This window comes from Oscillibacter sp. KLE 1728, from assembly GCF_934833455.1.
In the GTDB taxonomy this organism is placed as follows: domain Bacteria; phylum Bacillota; class Clostridia; order Oscillospirales; family Oscillospiraceae; genus Oscillibacter; species Oscillibacter welbionis.
Window position 1 is genome coordinate 1 of sequence record NZ_CAKVVF010000124.1, and the last position, 4,072, is coordinate 4,072.

Annotated in this window: 4 protein-coding genes and 1 pseudogene; 3 read left to right on the forward strand and 2 right to left on the reverse strand. The window is 63.0% G+C overall.

What is annotated here, in order from left to right; genetic code table 11:
- Window positions 1–475, forward strand: a pseudogene (locus tag QVE23_RS10545) (glutamine--tRNA ligase); the annotation flags it as partial.
- Between the two features lie 45 nt (window positions 476–520).
- On the opposite strand, the gene QVE23_RS10550 reads toward QVE23_RS10545, so the two are convergent.
- Window positions 521–931, reverse strand: coding sequence for a PaaI family thioesterase (locus QVE23_RS10550; RefSeq protein ID WP_287968187.1), 411 nt, complete (start codon window positions 929–931; stop codon window positions 521–523).
- A 143-nt stretch (window positions 932–1,074) separates the two neighbouring features.
- Here QVE23_RS10550 and QVE23_RS10555 point away from each other — a divergent pair, with 143 nt between their 5' ends.
- A complete protein-coding gene (locus QVE23_RS10555; protein WP_287967002.1) occupies window positions 1,075–2,661 on the forward strand; it encodes a carbohydrate-binding domain-containing protein in 1,587 nt (528 codons plus the stop codon).
- A 33-nt stretch (window positions 2,662–2,694) separates the two neighbouring features.
- On the opposite strand, the gene sigG is transcribed toward QVE23_RS10555, so the two are convergent.
- Entirely contained in the window at window positions 2,695–3,465 is a 771-nt protein-coding gene (gene sigG / locus QVE23_RS10560) for an RNA polymerase sporulation sigma factor SigG (protein WP_287826000.1), read from the reverse strand.
- A 156-nt stretch (window positions 3,466–3,621) separates the two neighbouring features.
- Here sigG and QVE23_RS10565 point away from each other — a divergent pair, with 156 nt between their 5' ends.
- On the forward strand, window positions 3,622–3,906 hold the full coding sequence (locus QVE23_RS10565; RefSeq protein ID WP_025544543.1) for a YlmC/YmxH family sporulation protein: 285 nt from the start codon (window positions 3,622–3,624) through the stop codon (window positions 3,904–3,906).
- Window positions 3,907–4,072: the final 166 nt, after the last annotated feature.

Genomic DNA, 4,072 nt, shown 5'->3' on the forward strand with positions numbered 1-4,072 from the left:
GCCCAAGTACAAGCGGCTCTACCCCAATGGACCGGAGTGCCGCCTGAAAGGGGCTTATCTCATCCGCTGCACCGGCTGCGTGAAGGACGAGAACGGCAGCGTCACCGAGGTGCTGGCGGAGTACGACCCGGAGAGCCGGGGCGGCGACCCCGCTGACGGCCGGAAGGTGAGGGGTGCCACCATCCATTGGGTGGATGCCGCCACCGCCATCGACGCGGAGGTGCGGCTGTACGACAACCTGTTCACCGACGCGGACCCGGACGCCGCCGACAAGAACTTTCTGGAGTGCCTGAACCCCAACTCCCTGGAGGTCCTCACCGGCTGCAAGGTGGAGCCTTCCCTGGCGGATGCCGCAGCTCCCGCCAGCTTCCAGTTCATGCGCCTGGGCTACTTCTGCCTGGACAGCAAGGACTCCAAGCCCGGCCATCTGGTGTTCAACCGATCTGTGAGCTTGAAGGACAGCTTCAAGAAATAAGCATGCAAAAAGACCGCCGAAGGGCGGTCTTTTTGTATGCGCTTCTCACAGCGGGATCTCCCGGTCCAGCTTGTAGAAGGTGATGGATCCGTTCCCCAGCAGCGTCCCCGCCTGATCCCGGATCTCCACCTCGTAAAAGCAGAGAGTTCGGCCGGGCTTGGTCTCCCGGGCCTCTGCCACCAGATGGTCCCCCAGCTTGGCGCTGCGGAGAAAGTTGTAGGAGGCGTTCACCGTCACGGCATAATATCCGTGGGAGGCCATGGCGGAGCCGCAGGCCGTGTCTGCCAGGGAGAAGTAGCAGCCCCCGTGGGCAACCCCCACAGGGTTGGCGTCCTCCGCCGTGATGTCCTTTACCGCCCGGGCGTAGCCGGGGCCGATCTCCTCCACAAAGATCCCCAGCCGCTGGGCGAAGGGGTTGGAGCTGTTCCGGGTGTCTCTGAGCTTTTTGTAGTCCATGTGTGCGGTCTCCTCGTTTTTGATGACTTGCTTTCAGCTTACTCCGAACTTGTGAAAAGGTCAATTTTTTTCCTCCTTTTTTCAGTGGAAATTCAGAAATCCATGATAGACTGCCTCCATCTTGACGGAAAGGATTTGCTGCAATGAAACGAATTGCTTCTCTCTTGCTGGGGCTGGCGATGGCTGCGGCCGCGCTTTCTGGCTGCGGCGCGCAGGGCCGCGAGACGGCCGCGCAGGAATTTCCGGACGCTGTTTCCATCGTCCTCTCGGATGACGGCATTATTGTGGACGGGAAGGCGGTCTCCACAGACGAGTCAGCCGCCGTCCACACGGCCCATGACATTGTCTGCTATGAATCCGGCCGCGACTTCACCTACGGCGAGGGCACGGAGGCCGACGAACACACCGCCGAAGAGGCGGAGGCCCACACGGTGGTCCACATCACACAACCCGGCACCTACGCCCTCAGCGGCACCCTGTCCGCAGGACAGATCGCTGTGGACCTGGGGGAGGACGCGGAGGACGACCCGGCGGCAGTGGTGACGCTGATCCTGAACGGCGTGGACATCACCTGCACTGTGGCCCCGGCGGTGATTTTCTATAACGTCTATGAGTGCGGCAGCACAGACGAGGACACCGCCTCGGAGACCGTGGACACCTCCGCCGCCGGTGCCAACGTGCTGATTGCTGACGGTACTATCAACAACGTCACCGGCTCCTATGTGGCCCGGATCTACGACCCGGACAGCGTGGTGCTCAGCGAGGACGGAATGACCGTGGAGGACAGCGAGAAGCTCCACAAATACGACGGCGCATTTTACTCCAAGATGTCCATGAATGTGGACGGGGGTGAGGCCGGCACTGGTGTGCTGAACATCACCGCCGACAATGAGGGGCTGGACACGGAGCTGCACCTCACCATCAACGGCGGCACCATCAACATCACCTCCGGCAATGACGGCATCAACACCAATGAGGACAATGTATCCGTCACCACTGTCAACGGCGGTTCCGTGAACATTCAGGTCACCGGCGAGACCGGCGAAGGCGACGGCATCGACTCCAACGGCTGGCTGGTAATCAACGGCGGCGCCGTCACCGCCGCGGCCTGCTCCGACAGCGGGGACGCGGGTATCGACGCCACCATGGGCATCACCATCAACGGCGGCACAGTAGCGGCCTCCGGCAATATGTATGACCAAATCGACGGCGGGGCCCAGAACTATGTGGTGTTCTCCTTTGCATCCCGGCAGAACGGCGGCCAGACCTATACCCTGCAAAACGCCGACGGGGAGACTGTGGGCACCTGGACGCCGGCAAACGACTTCACCTGTCTGGTGGTGTCCTCCCCGGACCTGACGGCAGGGGACTACACCCTGTGGCAGGGAGACACCCAACTGGCCGGCACCATGTCCGACGGCGTGGGCAGCCCCGGCGGCGGTCGGCACATGGGCGGTGAGGCGCCTCCCGCGGACTTGGATCCCTGGCAGGCGCCGGAGGGCGAGGTGCCGGAGAACGCTGGCAGTGAAGTTCCGGACGATCCCCCTGAGCGCCCGGATGGGGAAATGGAGCCTGACGGTAGGGAATCTCCCGCAGGCGGCCGCGGCCCCGGCGGCGGAGAGGGCGGCCAGAGCGCCGCGGGCCTGTCCAAGACATTCACTTTGTCGGATGGCGGGAGCTTCTTTAACGGGCTCTCACCGACGGAGACAACAGAAGCCTCTGAGACGTAAAGACAGCGGGGCCGGTTTCCCGGCCCCGCCTGCTCATATATTTTTTTTGATGGTGTTGATGGCGCCCTTCTCCAGCCGGCTCACCTGAGCCTGGGAGATGCCGACCTCCGCGCTGACCTCCATCTGGGTCTTTCCCTCGTAGAACCGCAGGGAGAGGATGCGCCGCTCCCGGTCATCCAGCCGCTTCATGGCCTCTTTCAGGGCGATGCGGTCCGTCCAGGCCTCGTCGGTGTTCCGGGTGTCGCTGACCTGGTCCATGACGCAGATGGCGTCGCCGCCGTCGGAGTATACCGGCTCGTACAGCGACACGGGATCCACGATGGCGTCCATGGCGAAGACCACTTCCTCCCGGGGGATGCCCAGCTCCTGGGCGATCTGTTCCACCGTGGGCTCCCGCTGGTTTTCCGCCAGGTACCTGTCCCGGACCTGCAGGACTTTATAGGCCGTGTCCCGCATGGAGCGGGACACCCGGATGGCGCTGTTGTCCCGGAGATATCGGCGGATCTCGCCGATGATCATGGGCACGCCGTAAGTGGAAAACCGCACCGGCTGATTGATGTCAAAGTTGTCGATGGCCTTGATGAGCCCCACGCAGCCCACCTGAAACAGGTCGTCGGCGTTCTCGCCCCGGCCGGCGAAGCGCTGGATGACGGAGAGCACCAGCCGCAGATTTCCCTCGATCAGTTCCCGGCGGGCCTCCTGGTCCCCGGCCTTGGTGCGGCGCAGGAGTTCCATGGTCTCCTCGTTTTTCAACACCTTCAGCTTTGCCGTGTTGACGCCCGCGATCTCCACCTTGCCCTGCATGGCTGTGCCCCCTCAAAACCTGAAACTTCATGAGTTCAGTATGGCCGGAGGGCTTTTTTCCTATACTGGAAGCTTTTGTCGCTTTCTGCCCGTCTGCATAAAACAGTGTTGGGACATTCCGTCCACTGCATAGTCTCAAGGCAGGGGGTGAGCGCGGTGCAGTGCAGGATCCGGGATTTCCGGTGCAAGGAGGTCATCAACGTCTGCGACGGCTGCCGCCTGGGCTACGTGTCGGACCTGGACGTGCGGGTGCCGGAGGGGCAGGTGGTAGCCATCATCGTCTACGGCCCGGGCCGCTTTTTCGGCCTGTTCGGCAGGGGGGAGGAGTTCTACATCCCCTGGGAGTGCATCCAGCGGATCGGAGACGACATCATCCTCATCGACAAGCCCTTTCAGCGGCGGGATCCCCGCCTGGAGCGGAAGCGGCGCAAGCGTTGCTGACAAATGCCCCCGCGGCTTTCACCGCGGGGGCATTTGCGTATGCCGGCGGAGCGGTCACGGCTCCTCCGGATAGGGGATCTTCAGCGTCATGCCGTCGTGCCAGACACCGGCGCTGCGGGAGATGGACAGATACTGCCCCTCGGTAAAGCCGATGGTCTCCCCGTCG

Coding starts and splice junctions, on each gene's coding strand:
- QVE23_RS10550 (WP_287968187.1), bottom strand. CDS start 931: ATGGACTACAAAAAGCTCAGAGACACCCGGAACAGCTCCAACCCCTTC.
- QVE23_RS10555 (WP_287967002.1), top strand. CDS start 1,075: ATGAAACGAATTGCTTCTCTCTTGCTGGGGCTGGCGATGGCTGCGGCC.
- sigG (WP_287826000.1), bottom strand. CDS start 3,465: ATGCAGGGCAAGGTGGAGATCGCGGGCGTCAACACGGCAAAGCTGAAG.